Origin of the sequence: Mangrovibacter yixingensis (assembly GCF_020523985.1) — a bacterium.
GTDB classification, from domain to species: domain Bacteria; phylum Pseudomonadota; class Gammaproteobacteria; order Enterobacterales; family Enterobacteriaceae; genus Mangrovibacter; species Mangrovibacter yixingensis.
Genome location: NZ_JAIVKM010000002.1, coordinates 280,592 through 302,369 on the forward strand (window position 1 = coordinate 280,592; position 21,778 = coordinate 302,369).

Consider the following 21,778-nt stretch of genomic DNA (forward strand, 5'->3'; position numbering starts at 1 on the left):
AGCAGACTGTTGGTCCTGCGTATGCAGGGCATACGCGCCAGAAAGCGCGCATCATATCACAAAGGCAACAGACATCGGGTTGTGGAGTTGTAAAGAACTATTCCGCGGCTATAGCGAATTAGCGGCCACCACGAATAAGCCCCCCCATGGATCGGCGCTCCATGAATGCCGCGACCTGATGGCGAATTTCCGTGGTTATTTGCAGTTCCAGCGCTCGCGTTGCCAACGCCTGTGCTTCTTCGATTTCAATATGGCGTAACAGGTATTTAATACGTGGCACAGAACGGCCATTCATGGATAAATGGTGATACCCAAGGCCAACCAGAATCGCAACACACATTGGGTCTCCAGCCATTTCGCCACAGACACACAAATCCAGGCCAACTTGCGTTGCTTGCTCTGCAATCATTTTCAGAGCGCGTAATACAGCCGGATGTAAACTGTCATACAGGCTTGCCACCCGTGTATTGTTCCGGTCAACCGCCAGTAAATACTGGGTCAGGTCGTTGGTACCGACAGAAATAAAATCGACCCGACCGGCAAGATCTGGGAGCAGGAAGACCATAGAAGGTACTTCAACCATAATGCCGATACGCGGCCGGGGAATGTCGTACCCCAGCATCTCTTCCACTTCACGCCCTGCTCGCTCAATAAGACGCCGTGCTTCGTCAATTTCATCGAGGCTGGTTATCATTGGCAGCAAAATATTCAGGTTTTCGCTGGCGACGTTGGCTCGCAACATTGCGCGCATCTGTACCAGAAATATCTCAGGTTGATCGAGCGTGATACGAATCCCGCGCCAGCCAAGACACGGGTTTTCTTCACTGATAGGCATATAAGGCAGTTGCTTATCAGCCCCGACATCCAGTGTTCGCAAAGTAACAGGTTTACCGTTAAACATTTGCAACATGCCTTGATACTGCGCCACCTGCTCATCTTCTGAAGGGAAGCCCGCCTGCAACATAAAGGGGATCTCGGTGCGGTATAAACCAATCCCGTCAATGCGGTCGCCCAGCTTATCTTCATGTTGTGGGCTAAGCCCGGCATTGAGCATCACCTGGATACGTTCGCCACTTTTCAGTTGCGCGGGTTGCTCAACTTCGCCTTCAGCCAGTTTACTCAGCTCAAGCTCTTCGGTTATCAGCCGCTGATATTCTTGCTCCAGTACCGGTTCAGGATCGACCAGTACTTCACCTCGGTAACCATCGACCACCAGGGTTCGGTTATGCAACAAGCCGGGTTGCATATCCGCCCCCATAACCGTAGGGATACCCAGCGCACGAACCATAATTGCGGCGTGTGAGTTGGCCGCACCATCGCGTACTACAACCCCCACCAGCCTGTCCGTGGGCAATTCAGCCAGAGTAGCCGCAGATAGCTCATCAGCCACCAGAACAAACCGTTCAGGCCAGGTATCCGGGCTTTGAATAGTGTCATCGAGATGAAAAAGAATACGCTGCCCAAGTGTGCGTAAATCCCCCGCTCGCTCTTTCAGGTAGCCATCGGTAAGCTCCGCAAACTGAGCGGCAAATTTTTCGATGATTTTTTTTACTGCCCATTCAGCAACAGACCCACCATCCACTTCGTCAAACAACTCACGGCGCAGACGGGCATCGCTCAATAGATGCGAATAGAGATCAAAAATTGCCGCCGTTTCTTTTTGCGCACCAGCAGAGAAACGCTTGCTGTAGCGGCGAAATTCACTCGCGGCTTCTTCCAGTGCTCCGGTCAGGCGCTCACGCTCAAGGCTTTTATCCAATGCCGAAGCTTCTGAGACCTGCTCAATCAGTGGCGATGTGGTGTCCATCCACCCAGGGCCAATTGCCACACCAGGGGATGCTGCCAACGCACGGATACGGGTTTGCCGGTATTGCCCGAATAGTGATGTCAGTTGAGATTGAGAAAGAATAGCGGCCATTTGCGTGGCCAGCGTAACCAAAAAAGATTCTTCACTTTCATCAAACTGGCGAAGTTCTCTTTGCTGTACGACCAGCACGCCCAATAACTGACGGCGTTGGATAATAGGAACACCAAGAAAGGCTTTGAAGCGTTCTTCTTTAACGGCAGGAATATACTTAAAGCTGGGGTGTTTTTGCGCATCGGCCAGGTTAATAGGCTCTGCAAGGCGCCCGACGAGCCCAACCAGGCCTTCGTCATATGCCAGAGTGATGGTACGCCCACGTGGTTTTTTCAGCCCGCGGGTTGCCATTAAGTAGTAGCAACGCCTGTCCTGGTCTGCCAGATATACCGAGCAAACCTCAGTGTGCATCGCCTGGCAGATATCAGTAACCAGAATATCCAGCGCCTCGCTTACACGAGGCGCGCTGGCAACCTTCTCTACGATTTCTCGCAACCGCGTTAACATATATCGCCTGTATTAACCTCTTTTACGCCGATAGTTAGCATTAGCAGCCGTGCTGCGTTGCGGTGCGATATCCTGCAAAGCCATCACAACGCTGGCGAACTCTTTCATTACACGCCGGTAGACATCCCGTTTAAAGGAAACCACCTGGCGAACCGGATACCAGTAACTTACCCAGCGCCAACCGTCAAACTCCGGTGTACTGCTGGTTTGCATATTGATATCAGTATCATTGCTCATCAACTGTAAAAGAAACCACTTCTGCTTTTGGCCAATACAGACGGGTTTTGTATCCCAACGCACCAAACGTTTCGGTAATTTGTAACGTAACCAGTTTCGGGTAGAGGCAAGAATCCGGACATCTTTACGCTGTAATCCGACTTCTTCAAAAAGCTCACGGTACATCGCCTGTTCGGGCGATTCACCGGGGTTTATACCTCCCTGAGGGAATTGCCAGGAGTGCTGGCCAAAACGCCTGGCCCACATAACCTGCCCCTGGCGATTACAGATCACAATACCTACATTCGGGCGGTAGCCATCATCATCGATCACTGGACTACCTCAAAATAAACCTGGATACGTTTGATTGTTTCATACTCCTGTATGGCGGTAAACCACTGTATGTGGGCAAGTACAAACGAATAACAATTGAATAACTCACAGAACACGCCACAGTTATAAACAGTCAGCCAGCCATAACAGCGGTTTTATTCACTTTTTCTGTGGATATCATTGTGAAGAAGTACCGTATTACTCAGGGAAAACTAGTGACTGACAATTCAACCATAACGTAACAGTTGAAATTAAATTCATATTTATCATTATATTAAAAACAAAATCACCACAACATAACCATAAAAAGTGATGTTCATCACATTAAGGATCCACATATTGATGAAAGATCGACCAGCGTCGATTTTATCCACAGATTATGCCAATAACTTAGACACAATTTGTCTGAAAATTGGATTTTACTCGCAAGTCAAGGCTGTAAATCAAACCAGTAGTTGCCACTTTTCCCGGTTATCCCACTTTTCTGTGGATAACCCGGTGTAAGATCCTGTTTATTCCCAGTGACCAGAATTGGAAAACCTTCTGAGCACCAAATAACCCTGTGGATGAATAATAAAAAATAGCTTAAAAATCATAAAACTGTAATTTCTTTTAGCGCAACGGTAAACTGAGTGGATAACCTCGCTCTGGTGCGTTCATTTTTTAATCACTCAGGTGAATATATTTATGTCGGTTCTTCGTCCATTGTCACTCCCCCCGAAAAACGAGTTGGAACTGGTTAATCAGGCCCAACATATCGCGGGCATGACTTTAGGTGAATTGGCTACCCTGGCTGGCATGAACACGCCACAAAACCTGAAACGCGACAAAGGCTGGACAGGCATTTTGCTAGAACGCTGGTTAGGTGCCAGTGCGGGAAGTAAACCGGAGCAAGATTTTGCTGAACTGGGAATTGAACTGAAAACAATCCCTATTGATGCAGAAGGGCACCCGCTGGAAACCACATTCGTGTGTGTTGCCCCACTTACAGGTAATACGGGCGTGGTATGGGAAACCAGCCATGTGCGCCATAAACTTCACCGGGTATTGTGGGTCCCAGTCGAAGGCGAACGCAGTATTCCCCCAGGTGAACGCCGGGTAGGTACACCATTACTGTGGTCGCCTTCAGAAGAAGAAGATGACCAGCTACGCCGTGACTGGGAAGAATTAATGGATATGATTGTGCTGGGCCAGGTTGAGCGAATCACCGCACGTCACGGTGAAGTGATGCAAATTCGCCCAAAGGCCGCTAATAGCAAGGCTTTGACCGAAGCCATTGGGGAAAACGGGCAACCTATAATGACCCTCCCTCGCGGGTTCTATTTAAAGAAAAATTTCACCAGTGCCATTCTTGCCCGGCACTTCATGTTGTAGTTCACAGTAATCAACCGGTATCAGACCAATCTGCCCATAATTATACTGGCGTACAACTCGGGCTGTATGCCCATGCGCTTTTGTTGTATTAGGCAGTCCTGCAACTCATTCAGTTTTGGGTATATAATACGCCCTTTCTTTTATTTTCAGGGTTTTTTGATGTTATTTGCATGGATAACCGACCCCAATGCCTGGTTGGCGCTTGGAACACTAACGCTACTGGAAATTGTCCTGGGTATCGATAATATTATTTTTCTCTCTCTGGTGGTTGCCAAACTTCCCAAAGCACAACAAAACAAAGCCCGTCGTATGGGTTTGATGGGTGCAATGGTTATGCGCTTACTGTTACTGGCCTCTATAGCCTGGGTAACACGCTTAACAAATCCCCTTTTCTCTCTGGCTGGCCATGCAGTTTCATTGCGCGATGTCATTCTCATGGCTGGTGGGTTATTCCTTATCTGGAAAGCCAGTAAGGAAATTCATGAAACGATAGAAGGCGATGAAGAGAATTTACGTAGCAATGTTCATTCTTTCTTCGGTGCCATTATTCAAATCATGTTGCTCGATATTATCTTCAGCCTGGATTCAGTGATTACTGCTGTAGGTTTATCTGATCACCTGTTTATTATGATGGCAGCGGTCGTCATCGCGGTTGGTATTATGATGTTTGCTGCACGGCCTATAGGTGAATTTGTTAGCCGCCATCCTTCAGTAAAAATGCTGGCGTTGTCTTTTCTGATCCTGGTAGGTTTCACCCTTATATTGGAAAGCGTTGGTATTCATATACCTAAGGGCTACATTTACTTCGCTATGTTTTTCTCAATTGCGGTAGAAAGCCTCAACTTGTTACGAAATAAAAAAAATTCGCATTAATTTGCCAGTGCGCGTGAGCAACGCGCACTTATTTACATTTTTTCAGAATATACTGCTTCCTGAATTCATCTCAATTCGTTATTACTAGTATAACTTCACAACCCTAAGAGGAAAATAATGATGAATAAATGGGCTGTAGCCATTTCCGCCGTGGGTCTGGTTTTTACTGTTTCTGGTTGTAGCAGTGATTACGTTATGGCAACCAAAGATGGCCGAATGATTCTTACTGATGGTAAACCTCAGGTTGATAATGACACAGGCATGATCAGCTATGAAGACCAGAAAGGGAATCAGTTACAAATCAACCGCAGCGAAGTTTCACAGATTATCAAACGTTAAACCTCATCTGGGCTGGCTCTACGCCAGCCAACAATTTTTGCTTCCCCTTTGCCTTCCGCTCTGCCATTTTGTTAGACCCCCAACAATTAAATTGCGGCGGGCTTGTACCCCCTGGCGCCATAAATCAGGTTGCCCATGCCTGCCCAGCCTTTGCAATTGATTTGCAGGAAAGTGTTGTCGGGAAGCGACTATCGTTGTAAACAACAAAAAAAGGAAACCGGCTATGCATTATCACCGTATTCCCCACAGCTCACTTGAAGTCAGCGCCCTGGGCCTTGGGACCATGACATTTGGTGAGCAAAACAGCGAAGCTGAGGCACATCTTCAGCTCGACTATGCCGTAAACCAGGGCATTAACCTGATAGATGTCGCAGAAATGTACCCGGTACCACCTCGCCCAGAAACCCAAGGGCTGACAGAAACCTATGTGGGTAACTGGTTACATAAACGTGGTAACCGTGAAAAACTGGTTATAGCTTCAAAAGTGAGTGGCCCTTCACGCAATAATGACAGTGGCATCCGGCCAGATCAGTGCCTTGACCGTAAAAATATTCGTGCAGCGTTGGATGCCAGCCTGAAACGTCTGCAAACCGACTACCTTGATCTGTACCAGGTACACTGGCCGCAACGTGCCACCAACTGTTTTGGTAAGCTGGGCTATACCTGGACTGAAAACAAGCCCGCAGTGACGTTACTGGAAACGCTGGAAGCCTTAACGGAATTACAACGCGCTGGGAAAATTCGCTATATCGGTGTTTCTAACGAAACCGCCTGGGGCGTGATGCGCTACCTGAATCTGGCCGAAAAACACGACCTGCCACGTATTGTCACAATCCAAAACCCGTACAGTTTGCTCAACCGTAGCTTTGAAGTGGGCCTGGCAGAAGTGAGCCAATATGAAGGCGTTGAATTGCTGGCTTATTCCTGCCTGGCATTTGGCACACTGACAGGCAAATATCTCAACGGGGCCCGTCCGGCTGGTGCCAGAAATACGTTATTCAGCCGTTTTACCCGTTACAGTAGTGAACAGGCAGAGCAGGCAGTGGCCGCTTATGTTGACGTTGCAAAACGCCATAATCTGGACCCGGCACAAATGGCGCTGGCATTTGTTCGCCAGCAAGCGTTTGTTGCCAGCACCCTGCTCGGCGCAACCAGTATTGAACAGTTAGAAACTAATATTGGCAGCTATAATCTGACACTGTCTGATGACGTGCTGGCGGAACTGGAAGCTGTACATAAACGCTATACCTACCCGGCACCATAACCACCGCGTTGCCTGTGTTCACAGGCAACGTTACTCCCGGCCCGTTATGGCACAGAGCGCTGGCGGGCTTTTTTATCTTGCCCACGCTTCCACATCCAAAGGCCACTGATAGCCACAGCAAACAGCACACCAAACCCAACACCAATGCCAATCACCGGCACACCCACTTTCACGGCCAGTGAGTAAAGGCCAAGCATCAGCAACATGGCGATGTTTTCACCCAGGTTTTGGACGGCGATGGCATTACCCGCTCCCACCGTATGCTTACCTCTGTCCTGCAGCAGCGCATTCAGGGGAACCACAAAAAAGCCCCCCAGCATGCCTATTACCATCAGTAAAACATAAGCAGGTAACAGACTGTGTTGTACGGCGAAAAAAGCCACGCCAACACCAATCAGTACACCGGCTGGCATGCAACGAGCAACCGTTTTGAGTGTTACCAGGCGCGCTGCAGCGCCCGCCCCGGCCACAATACCAATCGCAACCATCGCATTAAGATAGGTCGGAGTGGCGTTATCTGTCAGGCCTAACGCGGCGGGCACCCACAACACCAACAAGAAACGCAGTGTTACCCCTGCGCCCCAAAACATGCTGGTACCCACCAGTGAAAAGCGGGTTTCTCCCATATGCCAGAGCGTGCGGCAGGCCAGAGAAAAATGTGCGGCCATTTTCCCTGGACGCCAGGACAGGCCGGTACGGGCGGGTTGCAGGCGGGGAATCAAAAAGTTTGCGGCCACTGCGCCGCCATAAACCAGAACACACAAACCCAGGGCTGCCAGTATGTGCCAGTCCGCCAGCACACCACCAGCCACCGACCCCATAAGAATGGCAGCAATGGTAGAGGACTCCATTAAACCATTAGCTTTAACCAAACGGTCGCCAGTAGTGAGTTCACCAAGGATGCCATATTTGGCTGGCGAGTATGCGGCAGCCCCAATGCCTACCAGGGTATACCCAACAAACGGGTTCAGCCCGGCGCAAATCACCGCTGCACCAACCAGTTTCAGGGCGTTGGCAACCATCATTACACGCCCTTTGGCAAGGCTGTCAGCAAATTGCCCCACAAATGGAGCAAACAAAATGTATGCGCCAACAAACACCATTTGCAGTACAGGCTGGCTCCAGTCTGGGTAAAACTGCTGTTTCAGTACCGCCAGCGTGGCAAACAGCAATGCATTATCGCCAAATGCGGACAGAAACTGCGCGACCATCACCGCCATCATGCCACGTGAATACAAGCCTTGCTGAACCTCTGGAGCCTTAGCCATTCGCGTTTTCTCCTTCAGCAACCATACTGCTCAGGGTCACAAAATCTGGTTTGCCACTGCCCAACAGCGGTAATTGTTTAAGGAAACGGATATCACGGGGAACAGCCAGTTCTGGCATGCCCTGTTCACGCGCCTGGCGCAACAGGCGTTCGCGGGTCAGTTCACTGTCTGTCGTGTACAACACAAGGGCCTCACCTTTACTGGCATCCTGGCGGATTACCGTGGCATGTAATTTTTCAGGTGAAATGCCCAGTGCCAGTTGCTCAACGGCTTCCAGCGAAACCATTTCCCCGGCAATTTTGGCAAAACGCTTGGCACGCCCTTGAATAACGCAGAACCCCTGGTTATCAAACGCGACAATGTCGCCAGTGTCGTACCAGCCCTCTTCGGACTCACCATGCTGATTTTCTGCACAAGGGGTTTCGAGATAGCCTGGGTTTTCTACCCGTAAGTAGCCTTTCATGATATTAGGCCCTTTGAGCTGCAAGCGGCCACCTTCGCTAATACCGGGCACGGCCAACAAGCGAGCATCCATTCCTGGAAGAATACGCCCCACCGTCGCACTTTTTGCCGCCATGGGCACATTAATTGACACCACTGGAGCGCACTCCGTCACGCCATAACCTTCCAGCACACGTAAGCCAAATTTCTCCTGCCACAATGCGCGGGTTGTTTCCTGTAGTTTTTCGGCGCCGGCTACAACATAGCGAACTTTGAAGAAGTCGTAAGGGTTAGCAAAGCGCCCATAGTTGGCAAGGAATGTTGGCGTACCAAATAGCACCGTGCAGTTGCGGTCATAAACCAGCTCAGGGACAACGCGGTAATGCAATGGGCTGGGGTAGAGAAATACCTCGGCCCCTGTCATCAAGGGGGTAAATAAACCCACTGTCAGCCCAAATGAATGGAACAGGGGTAATGCCGACATAAAGCGATCATGTGCGGTAAAGTCGGCTATTGTGCGGATTTGCTCAACGTTTGCCAGCAGGCTTTTGTGGCTGTGCACCACGCCTTTTGGGTGGCCTTCAGAACCAGAAGTAAACAGAACCAGAGCTTCGTCTTCAGGTAACTGAGATACCTGCGCACAACGAGGCACCAGAAGATGCGCAAAGATCCAAACTTTATCGCTGAATGTAATATCGGCTTTTAAATCCTCCAGAAATACCCATTTAACCTGAGTCAGTTGTTCTGGCAGGTGCCATAGTTTGCCTTTGTCGAGAAACTGCCTGGACGTGAATACAGTTTTAATCTCGGCGGCAGTAATCGCGCTGGTCAGCCCTTTAACACCGGCAGTGTAATTCATCATAGCGGGGATTCGTCCCCGGGAAACGGCTCCAAAAATAACGGCGGCTGAAATCGCGGCATTGGGCAGCATCAGACCAATTCGCTCACCTTTATGGCTGTATTTTTCGAGCACTCGCCCCACGAAAAGAATTTTCGTCAGTAATTTGCGGTAAGTATCTGGTTTGAAATTAATATCTTCAATGCAGTTTTTGCGGGAACCATAGCGGTATTGTGCTGAGAGAAGTGCTTCAAATAACGTCTCACGCGGGCGAACAGCCATGCGCGCTTCCATCATGATTTGATGCAACATTTCCCCGGCCATGCGGCGGCGGTCGCGCGCTTTAGGCGCCTGCGGCATCGGCAATGAGGTGGGGGGAAGAATATGCAGTGTAATACGCGGAAACAGGCGGCGTTTAACTACACCTTTAAGACGGCTGAAAAATGTCAGTTCAGCACCATCAATACGCAACGGTACAACTGTCGCTTGTGTTTTTGCAGCAACAAAGCCAGCACCATCGTATATTTTCATCAGCGAACCCGTCGTGCTAATTCGCCCTTCAGGAAATATCACAACTGGACGCCCTTGCTCAACTAAACGAACCAGATGCTTAATTGACATCGGTTTTGTTGGGTCCAGTGGAACAAAATCTATTATGGGGCGTAACCAACGCATAAACCATTGATCACTGATTGATGTGTAAACAGCAAAAACGGGCCGAACAGGAAGAAAAAGCGCTAACAGTACGCCGTCCAAAAAAGAAACATGGTTAGGTGTAATAAGCACCCGCTTATTGGATAGTGCTGTTTTATCCCCACAGACCGTAACGCGAAACAGTATTCTGAACACTGTGCGAAAAAGACCAAAAAGCATATCAACTCCCTTTGTAGTCGGAAACCTGTACAGTCATACATGAATAATCAGAAAGAGAGTACACGACTTACTAAACGGGGGCGACTGAATATCTGCAGGGCAAAAAAAAACCTGCGCATCCGCGCAGGTTGGTGTAATGCTTGAGTTCAGCTAAAAATTGGCTGACATCACCTATCAATACCTCTGGGACTCTTATCCTGACGGGTTAACAGGCAATACACCACCTTTAAAAAGCAAGTAAATTGGGCGAATTGAAACCAGGTATGTCCTTTCCAGGTTTATGTTACAACCTTGAAAAAAAACAAAAAAAAACCTGCGCATCCGCGCAGGCTGGTGTAACTCATGTGTTCAACTGAAAATCAGCTGACATCACCTATCAATACCTCTGGGATATTCAATGTACCAGCCTGCTCCTTTATCCCGCCACCCGGGAATCGCAACAGGCTTTCGCAAAGTGTAAGCAAAGATTTGCCCTGACATGCTTTTAGCTCAGCCCTGATAAACCGATTACATTAATTTGCTTTTTTTTGTGAGGCAGCCAGGCAGAGCGCAAGGCATTTACTTGATGTGACGGGGGTTTTCCGCAACACTAAAGGAAGTGTAATCGTTTCCCTAAAATAAAGGTCCGCTATGGCGACAATAAAGGATGTGGCTCGGTTGGCAGGTGTTTCTGTCGCCACTGTTTCGCGAGTCATCAATGATTCCCCCAAAGCCAGCGAGGCATCACGCATAGCAGTGACTAACGCGATGCTGGAACTGAACTACCATCCTAATGCAAATGCCCGGGCTCTGGCACAACAAAATACCGAAACGATTGGCCTGGTTGTTGGCGATGTCTCTGATCCTTTTTTTGGTGCAATGGTAAAAGCCGTGGAACAAGTGGCTTACAATACCGGTAATTTTTTGCTGATAGGCAATGGCTACCATATTGAAAAAAAAGAACATCAGGCCATTGAGCAACTGATTCGCCACCGCTGCGCCGCACTGGTAGTGCATGCCAAGATGATTCCGGACAGCGAACTGGTGCCATTGATGCGGCAAATCCCCGGTATGGTGTTAATCAACCGCACGCTTCCAGGCTATGAAACACGCTGTGTGGCACTGGACGACCGCTATGGTGCATTTATTGCCACCCGGCACCTTATTCAGCAAGGGCACACCGAGATTGGCTACCTGTGCTCTAACCACCAGATTTCAGATGCGACAGACCGCCTGCAAGGCTATTACGACGCGCTGAAAGCCCATGATATCCCGGCTAATGATCGCCTTGTAGCCTTTGCTGAGCCGGATGAAAGCGGTGGTGAGCAGGCAATGACAGAGCTTTTGGGTAGAGGGCGGAATTTTACTGCCGTAGCCTGTTACAATGACTCAATGGCCGCCGGAGCTATGGGGGTCTTGAGCGATAATAGTATTGAAGTCCCCCGGGAAATCTCACTGATTGGTTTCGACGACATTCTCATTTCCAGGTATATGCGCCCACAGTTAACTACTGTGCGCTACCCTATTGTCACCATGGCGACACAAGCGGCAGAATTGGCACTCGCCCTTGCGGAAAATCGCCCTATTCCGGAAATAACACATATGTTCAGCCCAACTCTGGTGCGGCGCCATTCTGTCACGGCACCTGCGGAGCCTCATAACGACTGATGGTAAAGGTGGACGGGTTTGTCCGGCGCATCCAGCCCGTCACCAATGTAGTGCCAGCCAAAACGTTCATAGTAATCTTTACAGGCTGAGTAAAGATACAGGTCACTAAACCCTTGTTTGCGGGCGTACTGCATCACATGGCGCTGTAACGCTTCCCCCAACCCTTGCCCACGCCACGGGGTATCGACATACAGGGCTGCCAGCCAGGGCCATAAATCCTGGCGGCTTATCAAATCACACCGCCATAACCCCACCGTCCCGCAAAGTTGCTCTTGTTCACTGGCTACAAAAGTCACGGGCAAAGCGCCAGGCCGCTGGCTGTGCTGCACAATGCTGGCGTAAAAATCAGCATAGCCTGCCCCACCGAAAGATTCGGTAAGCCAGCGGGTAACCTGCGGCGCAAAGTTCGGGGCCTGGTATAGCGGTTGAATAATCATGAACTGACTCCATCAAGCCGGCAGGCCGCTTAATCGATTGTGATACGAATAACCACTGAGATTCTGTTTAACATTGTTCAAGTTGCAGCAATTCATCAATGGTTTGTCGGCGGCGAATCAGGCGCGGAACGCCTTGCTCGAATAACACTTCCGGCAGTAATGGGCGGCTGTTGTAATTAGAAGACATAGAAGCACCATATGCCCCGGTATCATGCAGTACCAGGTAGTCACCAACATGCACTTCAGGTAACTGGCGTGGCTCGACCATGCCACCTTCCAGTTGAGTAAAGACATCGCCAGATTCACACAACGGGCCAGCGACAACCGTGTCACGGGTTGAGGCTTGTTCAATATTACGCCCCACTGCGGGCAAAACAGAAATATGATGATAGCTGCCGTACATGGCCGGGCGCATCAGGTCATTAAACCCTGCATCCACCAAAACAAAATGGCGATTTCCCATATCCTTAACGCTACGCACTTGGGTAACCAGTACCCCCGATTCAGCGACCAGAAAACGGCCGGGTTCAATTTCCAGTTTTACCGGATGGCCCAAATGTGCAGCAATTTTCTCGCGTGCTGCATTCCACAGGCCAAAATAATGCTCGGTATTAATAGATTCCTCATCATAGTGATAGGGAATAGACAAACCACCACCGGCTGAAATGGCTTCAAGATCCTGCCCGAACTTAATCACCTGGCTTACCATGGCATCACACACTTGTTCCAGGTGACCATAATCGACGCCAGAACCAATATGCATATGCAACCCCACCAGCTTCAGTTGGTAACGCTGAATCACGCGCAATGCTTCTGGTAAATCGGCATACCAAATACCGTGCTTGCTGTTTTCCCCACCCGTATTGGTTTTCTGGCTGTGACCATGACCAAATCCGGGGTTAATACGCAACCAGACTCGGTGACCGGGAGAACGCTGGCCGACCTGTTCCAGCATATCCACCGAACCGGCATTAACAGGAATGAGCAACTCACTTACACGAGCCAAAGTTGCCTCATCAATCACATCTGCCGTAAAGACCATATCATCACTATGGGAAAGTGGATCAAACCCCGCTACCAGAGCACGCTCAATTTCCCCAAGAGAAACGGCATCCACCCGAACCCCATGTTCACGCATCAGGCGCAGGATATGAATGTTAGAGCAGGCTTTTTGGGCAAAACGAATCACATCAAACTGGGTAAGTTGCGCAATCTGCCGGGTAATAACGCCTGCATCATAAGCCCATACCGGGCACCCGAACTTTTCCACCAATGGAAGCAAATGGGTGGCATTTAACGCAGTTTCTGTGGTGTTCAGCGGACGTGGCATAACGGATTCTCCCGGCAAGACAAAAGGTAATGACAGCATTACGCCATATCTGGATAAAAATAAAAAATATCGTTTTTTCTTAACTCTATGCAAAAATGATATGGATTACGGAGGGGAATAATATGCCAGCAATCAATTTACGCCAGATAGAGATTTTCCATGCGGTAATGACAACCGGTAACCTGACAGAGGCGGCATCACTGCTCAATACGTCTCAACCGACAGTCAGCCGGGAACTGGCACGTTTTGAGAAAGTGACTGGCCTGCAATTATTTACCCGCGTACGTGGGCGGTTGCATCCCACTGCGCAGGGGCTGCGGTTGTTTGAAGAAGTTCAGCGTTCCTGGTACGGGCTTGACCGTATCATTGATGCAGCCGAGAGTTTGCGCGAATTTCGCCAGGGTGAGCTGTCTCTGGTGTGTTTGCCTGTGTTCTCCCAGTCTCTGTTACCGCCATTAATTCAACCTTTTTTAGCGCGTTACCCTGAACTAAGCCTGACTATTGTTCCTCAGGAGTCGCCCATGCTGGAGGAGTGGTTGTCTGCCCAGCGCCACGATCTGGGCCTCACAGAAACAACCAGTACACCGGCAGGTACATCACGCCAGACACTGGCAACGCTCAATGAAGTTTGTGTACTACCGGCGGGCCACCCTCTGGGGCACAAGCGTTGCCTGGAGCCTGCTGATTTTAGCGGCGAAAACTTTATTAGCTTGTCCCGCCAGGATAGCTACCGCCAGTTGCTGGATGCATTGTTTCAGGAGCATAAAGTGAAACGCCGCATGGTGGTGGAAACCCACAGTGCGGCGTCAATTTGTGCCATGGTGAAAGCAGGCGTGGGGGTTTCGGTCGTGAATCCTTTTACCGCTCTGGATTATGCCGGGCGCGATATCATCGTCCGGCCTTTTAGTGTTGAAGTCCCTTTCACAGTCAGCCTGATTCGCCCACTACACCGCCCTGCATCTGCTTTGGTTGATGCGTTCAGTGAACATATGTCACGGGCAATAACAACCGTCACACAGCCACTTGCAGCCTTACTTAAGCAGGGCAATCCGCCAGCATAAATGCCAGGGCATCTTCAACATGAATCGCAGTGGTATCAAAGACAGGCAGGGGAACATCTTCCTGCTTTATCAATAACCCTATTTCCGTACAGCCGAGAATAATTCCTTGCGCACCGCGGGCAATCAGGCCTTTGATGGCGTCCAGGAAAGCGGTTTTCGCCTCTGGAGTGATTTGGCCCATACACAGTTCATCAAAGATTATCCGATTGATGTCCTGCCGTTGAACTGCTGGCGGAACCAGGCACTCCAGGCCAAAGTTTTGTGCCAGGCGGCCTGTCAGAAAATCCTGCTCCATGGTGTAGCGCGTACCCAACAACCCCAATCGTTGAATACCTGCCTGAGCAATGCTGCGCCCTGTTGCATCGGCAATATGTAAAAATGGCAACGCACAGGCACCCTCAATCTGGTCTGCAACCCGGTGCATGGTGTTTGTACACAGCACAATACCTTGTGCGCCCGCCGCTTGCAGGCCCAGTGCTGCACGGGCAAGTATTTCTCCGGCTTTCGTCCACTGCCCTGATGCCTGGCAGGCTTCAATTTCATAAAAATCAACACTATGTAAAACGATTTTTGCAGAATGCAGCCCACCCAGTCGTGTTTTTACGCCTTCATTCAGTAATTGATAATAAGGCAGAGTAGATTCCCAGCTCATACCACCAATCAGGCCAAGTGTTTTCATCCTTTACCTCCGGTTCAATCCTCCCAGACTACCTTGTTCAGATAAGTAAGAAAACGTGATCCCACTTCCAAATTCCTGGGACATCATTTCTTTTCTTATCTGTGTGCTATAAAATAATTGAAACAATGTTTCACTATTATGGAATCCACACATGTTTACGTTTATCAAAGAAACCGAACTTGAAGATCTGGGCGCGGGTGTTTCCCGCCGTATTCTGGCGCATGATGGCAATATGATGGCAGTTGAAGTGCATTTTGAAACCGGGGCTGTCGGGCCAATGCATAACCACCCGCACGAGCAATTAACTTATGTACTGGCTGGTGAGTTTGAGTTCACTATTGGTGATGAAACCCATGTTGTCACGGCTGGTGATACCCTCTACAAACAACCCAATATTATGCACGGTTGTGTGTGCCTGAAAGCGGGTAAGTTGCTGGATACCTTTACGCCAATTCGGGAAGATTTTCTGAAATGATTTGTCTCACAGGCTGGGCGTAGCACTATCGCCCAGCCTGTGAAAAGCCAGAATTAAAGACTGGATTCTTCTGCTGGATGCGGTCTCCCGCCAATCAAACGCGCCTGGTTTTGCATAGCTTCTTTCCCGAATACCCATATACAGAAAGCACACGCCCCAAACAAAGCAGCAAGCACAACCAGGAAGATCCTTGAAATACCGTCACGCTTGATGGGTAAAGAAGGAGGCATCTGATAGCGGAATGGTGAGAAGTCTATATCCTTGATTTCTATAGCCTTCAACTGTGACAATACATGTTGCTGGTTAAGCAGGTCAGCATTAAGTTCTGCAACATCATGAATCGACTTCTCTATACTCAGTTTTTCCGCCAGGCCACGAGCCCCCAGGGCGATACTGAAATCCGGGTCATCTTTCACAGCCTGCCCATTGCTATAGACAGGATCTTTAATGCCTGCAGCATTCGCGATAGCCAGAGAATAATTCAGGCGCTGAATCGCCACATTGCGGGCATTTTCAAGGCGCGCGCGTTCCAGAGAGAGTTTGCGTTGCTTATTGCTAATACTAAGCGCCAAATTGCTCTGAATAATTTTCATTTCTTCAGCGACAACCTCACGCGTCACATATTCGATGTACCCGTCGAGCACTTGTTGTGCATCTTGTGCATCAGGAGCGGTAAATTTCAGTGTCCAGGATTCATAAGGGCTTTTCTCAGGGTGTTTAACATCCACATTAGACTCTGAGGTTAACTTGTCTGATACCTGTACCACAGAGCGATGTAAGTCATTAGCCGTATATTTCGCCCCATTTAATTGGGACAAAATAAAAGGAGAATGGGACAAATAACTCGCTTTCAGCGACTGGGAGTCAAATCTCTTCAAAAAGGATTGGAACAACGTGTGCGAGTCAGCATGGTAAACAACCCCCAGTACATTCATAGAGATGAGCTGGCTTTTCAATGCTTCAAGTTGAAAGCTTTCGGCGGGTGTAACAACGGCTTCACTAGTCCACTTTTGAGGTAGCAGAAAACTCACTGCCACACCAATAAGCGCACACAGAAAAGTGAACATAATTAACTGTTTTTTTACCTGTCCAAGCAGAGAAAGCAGAGCAATTAAGTCAATTTCATTATTTGAACGTGATAAAGCAAGCGATACATTATTCCCATCAAAAACATCAGTTTTCACCTGATGCCTCAAAACTTTTTGCTCGGCCATCATTCCCTCTAAATGTCTTTGCTACTAGCGTACATGCATCCTGCAGGACAATTTTATAACATTAAAAAAACTTTCTTTAACAATACAATACTGCCAATTTTCCACTAGGTAGCACTTTACTTTACTCAGCACAGTGAAGACAGGGGAATTTCGCCCACACTACCAAAATTTGTAGTATCGAACAACGTTCTCTCCCCCCCTTCACTTAGAGACTAAAACCTCTGTCACATCAAATTTTCAAAACATCGTTTCGACTTTGATCACATTTCCATTAAACAGCGAATGACGGCAAATAAAATAGCAATAGAATAAAATAAAACACCGTTTTACAAACTTGAAATAACGGTTCATTTGAGTTCATTCGCATTGTATTTCTTGTAACAGGGCACTAAATCGAATTTGTTTTGCACGGTGCTGGCCCATGCCAGCGCTCATCGCGGCATCGCACCTGAGAGCGTGTTATGCAGCACAAGCAGCCGTTTCTCCAATTGTCTGCCAGGTAGGTATTATTATGAATGAAAACAAGCTTCTGGGGCTGGCCTGGATATCACCCTATATAATAGGGCTGATAGTCTTTACGGCCTTTCCATTTGTTTCATCGTTTTTTCTAAGCTTTACCGATTATGATTTAATGAACCCGCCCACATTTAACGGCATTGAGAATTACCGTTACATGTTTTTGGAAGATGGCCTCTTTTGGAAATCAATGGGCGTTACCTTTGCCTATGTATTTATAACTATTCCATTAAAGTTAGCTTTCGCACTGGGCATTGCGTTTGTTCTTAACTTTAAATTACGCGGAATTGGCTTTTTCCGTACGGCCTACTATATACCGTCCATCCTTGGTAGTTCTGTCGCTATTGCTGTTTTGTGGCGGGCACTGTTTGCGATTGATGGGCTGCTCAATAGCTTTATCGGCTTCTTTGGTATGGACCCCATCAACTGGCTGGGCGAGCCCTCACTGGCTCTGATGTCGGTTACGTTGCTGCGTGTGTGGCAGTTCGGCTCAGCAATGGTCATCTTCCTGGCTGCATTGCAAAACGTTCCACAATCTCAATATGAAGCCGCCATGATAGACGGCGCGTCTAAATGGCAGATGTTTATGAAGGTAACCGTGCCGCTAATTACACCGGTTATTTTCTTTAACTTCATCATGCAAACCACTCAGGCATTCCAGGAGTTTACTGGCCCTTATGTTATTACCGGTGGTGGGCCAACCTATTACACTTATTTGTTCTCACTCTATATCTACGATACCGCGTTTAAATACTTCGATATGGGCTACGGCGCAGCACTGGCCTGGGTATTGTTCCTGGTCGTTGCATTATTCGCCTCTATTGCATTCAAGTCTTCGAAATATTGGGTGTTCTACTCTGCCGATAAGGGAGGCAAAAATGGCTGATATTCAGCATAGCCCGATGTCGTCGCAAAAACTCTCTAATGCTGAACGGGAAGTTCAGCGCACCCTGCGACGGGAAAAAATTAATGCGTGGATCCGTTATGTGATTCTGCTATTTGTCGGTTTATTAATGCTTTATCCATTGGCATGGATGTTCTCGGCTTCATTTAAACCGAACCATGAGATCTTTACTACTCTGGGTTTATGGCCTTCAAATCCAACGTCTGATGGGTTTATTAATGGCTGGAAAACCGGTACGGAATACACCTTTGGTCATTACATGCTTAATACTTTTAAGTATGTTATTCCCAAAGTGTTACTGACCATTATCTCTTCTACTGTGGTTGCGTACGGCTTTGCTCGCTTCGAAATTCCCTGGAAGAAATTCTGGTTCGCCACATTGATTGCCACCATGTTGCTGCCAAGCACTGTATTGCTGATCCCGCAGTACCTGATGTTCCGCGAAATGGGCATGCTGAATAGCTATTTGCCGCTGTATCTGCCTTTGGCATTCGCAACTCAGGGGTTCTTTGTCTTCATGCTGATTCAGTTTCTGCGTGGTGTCCCGCGCGATATGGAAGAAGCTGCACAAATTGATGGGTGTAACTCCTTCCAGGTGCTGTGGTATGTGGTGGTTCCGATTCTTAAACCCGCCATTATCTCCGTCGCTCTGTTCCAGTTTATGTGGTCAATGAATGACTTTATCGGCCCACTGATTTACGTCTACAGCGTGGATAAATACCCCATTGCACTGGCGCTGAAAATGTCTATCGATGTTACCGAAGGCGCACCGTGGAATGAGATTTTGGCAATGGCGAGTATCTCCATTCTGCCGTCAATTATTGTTTTCTTCCTGGCTCAACGCTACTTCGTGCAAGGCGTTACCAGCAGCGGAATTAAAGGTTAACGAGGGAATATCATGGCTGAAGTTATTTTTAATAAACTCGAAAAAGTCTACTCCAACGGCTTCAAAGCGGTACATGGTATCGACCTGAAAATCGCAGACGGGGAATTCATGGTTATCGTCGGCCCGTCAGGTTGTGCGAAATCGACTACCTTGCGCATGCTTGCTGGGCTGGAAACCATCAGTGGCGGAGAGATTCGTATTGGTGAAAAAGTGGTGAACAACCTGGCGCCCAAATCGCGTGGCATCGCTATGGTGTTCCAGAACTATGCGCTCTACCCACATATGACAGTGCGCGAAAATCTGGCATTTGGCCTGAAGTTAAGCAAATTACCAAAAGAACAGATTAATGCTCATGTCGACGAAGCAGCCAAAATTCTTGAGCTTGAAGATCTTCTCGACCGGTTGCCGCGCCAGTTATCAGGCGGCCAGGCTCAACGTGTTGCAGTTGGCCGCGCCATCGTCAAAAAACCCGATGTGTTCTTGTTTGACGAACCCTTGTCCAACCTTGATGCCAAATTACGCGCCTCCATGCGTATTCGCATTTCCGACCTGCATAAGCAGTTAAAGAAAAGCGGAAAACCAGCAACCACCGTCTACGTAACACACGACCAGACAGAAGCGATGACCATGGGTGACCGTATTTGTGTCATGAAGCTCGGTCACATAATGCAGGTAGATACGCCAGATAACCTGTACCACTACCCGAAAAACATGTTTGTCGCGGGCTTTATTGGTGCGCCAGAAATGAATATCAAGCCATCAAAACTGCTGGACCAAAATGGCAAGCTACATATTCGTGTCGGCGAAGATTTACTGGAACTGAACGACACACAGCAAAAGAAACTTGCCGACCATAAAAATCAGGATGTGTTCTTCGGTATCCGCCCTGAGTTTGTCTCTATTGCCGACGAGCCCTTTGCTGGCAGCCACACAACCGGCCAAATGGTGCGTGTAGAAAATATGGGGCATGAATTCTTCGTCTACCTGAAAGTGGGTGAATTCGAGCTCACTGCCCGTATTCCTTCCGATGAAGCTAAACCGATTATTGAAAAAGGCCTGCATCGCCAGGTCTATTTCAAATTCGACATGAATAAATGCCATATCTTTGATGCAAAAACAGAACAAAACCTCTCTCTCTGACAGGAGTCATGATAATGAAAAAAATGTTATTGAGTGCCCTGATTACGACCACACTGGCGATGACCACCGGCCAGGCTTTTGCTGAACAGGTGAATTTACGTATGTCCTGGTGGGGGGGTAACAGCCGCCATCAGGCCACGCTTAAGGCACTCGACGAGTTTCATAAACTGCACCCGGATATCAATGTTAAAGCGGAATACACTGGCTGGGACGGGCATTTATCCAGGCTGACGACTCAGATAGCCGGGCGCACCGAACCCGATGTCATGCAGACAAACTGGAACTGGCTGCCTATTTTCTCTAAAGATGGCACCGGTTTTTATGACCTCACCCAACAAAAAGATGTACTGGACCTGAGCCAGTTCTCTGCAAAGGAACTGCAATCCACCACCGTTAACGGCAAGCTCAATGGGATCCCAACATCGGTGACGGCACGCGTCTTCTATTTTAATGACCAGACATGGAAAAAAGCCGGTATCGCCTACCCGAAAACCTGGGATGAGCTGATGGCTGCGGGGAAAACATTTGAGGCTAAGTTGGGTAAACAATATTACCCAGTAGTCATGGAACACCAGGATATTCTGGCTCTGCTCAACTCGTATATGGTGCAAAAATACAATATTGCCGCTGTTGATGAGAAAACCAAAAAATTCGCGTACACCAAAGCACAGTGGGTAGAGTTTTTTGAGATGTATAAGAAGCTGATTGATAGCCATGTGATGCCGGACACCAAGTACTATGCCTCTTTCGGCAAGAGTAACATGTACGAAATGCGCCCATGGATCCAGGGCGAATGGGGTGGCACTTATATGTGGAACTCCACTATCAATAAATATTCCGACAACCTCCAGCCACCAGCCAAACTGGAACTGGGTAGCTACCCCATGCTGGAAGGTGCAACGGATGCTGGCCTGTTCTTTAAACCCGCGCAAATGTTCTCAATTGGCAAATCCAGTAAGCATCCAAAAGAATCAGCCATGCTGATTAACTTCCTGCTGAACAGCAAAGAAGGTGTGGAAGCGCTGGGGCTAGAGCGTGGTGTTCCACTAAGCCATGCTGCAGTAGAGATCCTCACGGCAGACGGTTCAATCAAAGACAACGATCCGGCTGTTGCCGGGCTGAAACTGGCGCAATCACTGCCAACCAAACTCTCTGTATCACCTTATTTTGATGACCCGCAGATTGTGGCGCAGTTTGGCACCACTCTGCAGTACATCGATTATGGGCAAAAAACAGTTGCAGAAGCAGCAGCGGATTTTGAACGCCAGTCGGACCGCATTTTGCGGCGTGCCATGCGTTAATCTC

At 48.6% G+C, this 21,778-nt stretch carries 19 protein-coding genes and 1 pseudogene; 12 read left to right on the top strand and 8 right to left on the bottom strand.

From position 1 onward, the window contains the following. Nucleotides 1–118 precede the first annotated feature (118 nt). Nucleotides 119–2,365: a phosphoenolpyruvate--protein phosphotransferase gene (gene ptsP / locus LC084_RS11995; RefSeq protein WP_226571453.1), complete on the bottom strand. Its 2,247-nt coding sequence runs from the start codon at nucleotides 2,363–2,365 to the stop codon at nucleotides 119–121. A gap of 12 nt (nucleotides 2,366–2,377) precedes the next feature. After that, nucleotides 2,378–2,914 (bottom strand): RNA pyrophosphohydrolase, encoded by a 537-nt coding sequence (rppH, locus tag LC084_RS12000; RefSeq protein WP_226571454.1) that lies wholly within the window; start codon nucleotides 2,912–2,914, stop codon nucleotides 2,378–2,380. 442 nt (nucleotides 2,915–3,356) lie between these two features. On the opposite strand from rppH, the pseudogene LC084_RS12005 reads away from it, so the two are divergent. The 5 genes and pseudogenes from LC084_RS12005 to LC084_RS12025 all read left to right on the top strand — a co-directional run. Next, nucleotides 3,357–3,455: pseudogene (locus LC084_RS12005) on the top strand (hypothetical protein); the annotation flags it as partial. A 146-nt stretch (nucleotides 3,456–3,601) separates the two neighbouring features. Beyond that, a complete protein-coding gene (gene mutH / locus LC084_RS12010) occupies nucleotides 3,602–4,288 on the top strand; it encodes a DNA mismatch repair endonuclease MutH (protein WP_226571455.1) in 687 nt (228 codons plus the stop codon). 159 nt (nucleotides 4,289–4,447) lie between these two features. Further along, nucleotides 4,448–5,161 (top strand): TerC family protein, encoded by a 714-nt coding sequence (locus LC084_RS12015; RefSeq protein ID WP_226571456.1) that lies wholly within the window; start codon nucleotides 4,448–4,450, stop codon nucleotides 5,159–5,161. Nucleotides 5,162–5,281: 120 nt separating this feature from the next. Beyond that, the gene (locus tag LC084_RS12020) at nucleotides 5,282–5,500 is read left to right on the top strand and encodes a YgdI/YgdR family lipoprotein (RefSeq protein WP_226571787.1); all 219 of its coding nucleotides are present in this window, start codon (nucleotides 5,282–5,284) and stop codon (nucleotides 5,498–5,500) included. A 223-nt stretch (nucleotides 5,501–5,723) separates the two neighbouring features. Continuing rightward, nucleotides 5,724–6,764 carry an NADP(H)-dependent aldo-keto reductase gene (locus LC084_RS12025; protein WP_226571457.1) on the top strand — a complete coding sequence of 347 codons (1,041 nt, stop codon included), beginning with the start codon at nucleotides 5,724–5,726 and terminating at the stop codon, nucleotides 6,762–6,764. A 44-nt stretch (nucleotides 6,765–6,808) separates the two neighbouring features. Here LC084_RS12025 and lplT read toward each other — a convergent pair whose 3' ends face one another. Both lplT and aas read right to left on the bottom strand, forming a co-directional pair. Beyond that, a complete protein-coding gene (lplT, locus tag LC084_RS12030) occupies nucleotides 6,809–8,032 on the bottom strand; it encodes a lysophospholipid transporter LplT (RefSeq protein WP_226571458.1) in 1,224 nt (407 codons plus the stop codon). Beyond that, the gene (gene aas / locus LC084_RS12035) at nucleotides 8,025–10,184 is read right to left on the bottom strand and encodes a bifunctional acyl-ACP--phospholipid O-acyltransferase/long-chain-fatty-acid--ACP ligase (RefSeq protein ID WP_226571459.1); all 2,160 of its coding nucleotides are present in this window, start codon (nucleotides 10,182–10,184) and stop codon (nucleotides 8,025–8,027) included. The genes lplT and aas overlap by 8 nt, the downstream gene beginning before the upstream one ends. A 630-nt stretch (nucleotides 10,185–10,814) precedes the next feature. Between aas and galR the strand changes: the two genes are divergently transcribed. Then, on the top strand, nucleotides 10,815–11,831 hold the full coding sequence (gene galR, locus LC084_RS12040) for an HTH-type transcriptional regulator GalR (RefSeq protein ID WP_226571460.1): 1,017 nt from the start codon (nucleotides 10,815–10,817) through the stop codon (nucleotides 11,829–11,831). On the opposite strand, the gene LC084_RS12045 is transcribed toward galR, so the two are convergent. Both LC084_RS12045 and lysA read right to left on the bottom strand, forming a co-directional pair. Then, the gene (locus LC084_RS12045; protein ID WP_226571461.1) at nucleotides 11,819–12,268 is read right to left on the bottom strand and encodes a GNAT family N-acetyltransferase; all 450 of its coding nucleotides are present in this window, start codon (nucleotides 12,266–12,268) and stop codon (nucleotides 11,819–11,821) included. The two genes, galR and LC084_RS12045, sit on opposite strands and share 13 nt — an antisense overlap. A 67-nt stretch (nucleotides 12,269–12,335) precedes the next feature. Further along, nucleotides 12,336–13,598, bottom strand: coding sequence for a diaminopimelate decarboxylase (gene lysA, locus LC084_RS12050; RefSeq protein WP_226571462.1), 1,263 nt, complete (start codon nucleotides 13,596–13,598; stop codon nucleotides 12,336–12,338). A 122-nt stretch (nucleotides 13,599–13,720) separates the two neighbouring features. Here lysA and LC084_RS12055 point away from each other — a divergent pair, with 122 nt between their 5' ends. Continuing rightward, nucleotides 13,721–14,659: a LysR family transcriptional regulator gene (locus LC084_RS12055; RefSeq protein WP_226571463.1), complete on the top strand. Its 939-nt coding sequence runs from the start codon at nucleotides 13,721–13,723 to the stop codon at nucleotides 14,657–14,659. Here LC084_RS12055 and LC084_RS12060 read toward each other — a convergent pair. Beyond that, a complete protein-coding gene (locus tag LC084_RS12060) occupies nucleotides 14,634–15,338 on the bottom strand; it encodes an amino acid racemase (protein WP_226571464.1) in 705 nt (234 codons plus the stop codon). The two genes, LC084_RS12055 and LC084_RS12060, sit on opposite strands and share 26 nt — an antisense overlap. Nucleotides 15,339–15,489: 151 nt before the next feature. Here LC084_RS12060 and LC084_RS12065 point away from each other — a divergent pair, with 151 nt between their 5' ends. Next, nucleotides 15,490–15,813, top strand: coding sequence for a cupin domain-containing protein (locus tag LC084_RS12065; protein WP_226571465.1), 324 nt, complete (start codon nucleotides 15,490–15,492; stop codon nucleotides 15,811–15,813). 53 nt (nucleotides 15,814–15,866) lie between these two features. Here LC084_RS12065 and wzz(fepE) read toward each other — a convergent pair whose 3' ends face one another. Next, the gene (gene wzz(fepE), locus LC084_RS12070; RefSeq protein WP_226571466.1) at nucleotides 15,867–17,030 is read right to left on the bottom strand and encodes an LPS O-antigen length regulator Wzz(fepE); all 1,164 of its coding nucleotides are present in this window, start codon (nucleotides 17,028–17,030) and stop codon (nucleotides 15,867–15,869) included. Nucleotides 17,031–17,538: 508 nt separating this feature from the next. Here wzz(fepE) and LC084_RS12075 point away from each other — a divergent pair. Genes LC084_RS12075 through LC084_RS12090 form a run of 4 tightly spaced genes read left to right on the top strand, consistent with a single transcriptional unit; the run spans nucleotide 17,539 to nucleotide 21,774 of the window. Continuing rightward, nucleotides 17,539–18,429, top strand: coding sequence for a carbohydrate ABC transporter permease (locus LC084_RS12075; RefSeq protein WP_226571788.1), 891 nt, complete (start codon nucleotides 17,539–17,541; stop codon nucleotides 18,427–18,429). Continuing rightward, a complete protein-coding gene (locus LC084_RS12080) occupies nucleotides 18,422–19,333 on the top strand; it encodes a carbohydrate ABC transporter permease (protein ID WP_036102700.1) in 912 nt (303 codons plus the stop codon). Before LC084_RS12075 ends, LC084_RS12080 begins: the two co-directional genes overlap by 8 nt. 12 nt (nucleotides 19,334–19,345) lie before the next feature. Beyond that, complete coding sequence (locus LC084_RS12085) at nucleotides 19,346–20,473, top strand: ABC transporter ATP-binding protein (protein WP_226571467.1); 1,128 nt, start codon at nucleotides 19,346–19,348, stop codon at nucleotides 20,471–20,473. 14 nt (nucleotides 20,474–20,487) lie between these two features. Then, entirely contained in the window at nucleotides 20,488–21,774 is a 1,287-nt protein-coding gene (locus LC084_RS12090; RefSeq protein ID WP_226571468.1) for an ABC transporter substrate-binding protein, read from the top strand. Nucleotides 21,775–21,778: the final 4 nt, after the last annotated feature.